General features: G+C 67.0%; 1 pseudogene. It reads left to right on the forward strand.

From position 1 onward, the window contains the following. A pseudogene (locus RB628_RS41435) lies at window positions 1-458 on the forward strand (ricin-type beta-trefoil lectin domain protein); the annotation flags it as partial.

A 458-nucleotide genomic window follows, 5' to 3' on the forward strand; every position in this document is an offset into this window, starting at 1 on the left:
ATCAACCTCAACGAGTACGCCCACCGCTACCACCTGACCGACCCCGGCCAGATGGTCCAGTGGATCGCGGCGCTCGAGGACAAGAAGATCGACGGGAACCTGCCGTACTGGAACATCAACGGCAACCTCGGCGACTCCGCCGCGGCCCAGAACACCCCCAACGCCCAGTGGTGGCTGTACAACTGGTACAGCTCCATGAGCGGTGACACCGTCAAGGTCACCGGCGCCGCCAACGACGACGCCTACACCCTGCAGGGCCTGGCGAGCCTGGACACGGCCAAGAAGCAGGCCCGTGTCATCCTCGCCGGGGGCGGTACCAGCGGTGACTCCGACACGGTCATCAAGAACATCGACCCCGCGGTCTTCGGCAGCACCGTGCACGTGAGCGTGTTCCAGGACCGCTACAGCGGCTACCTCGGCGCGGCGGCCACCCCGACCCGGCTCTCCGACGCCGACGT

This window comes from Streptomyces sp. ADMS, from assembly GCF_033441795.1.
Classification (GTDB): Bacteria; Actinomycetota; Actinomycetes; order Streptomycetales; family Streptomycetaceae; genus Streptomyces.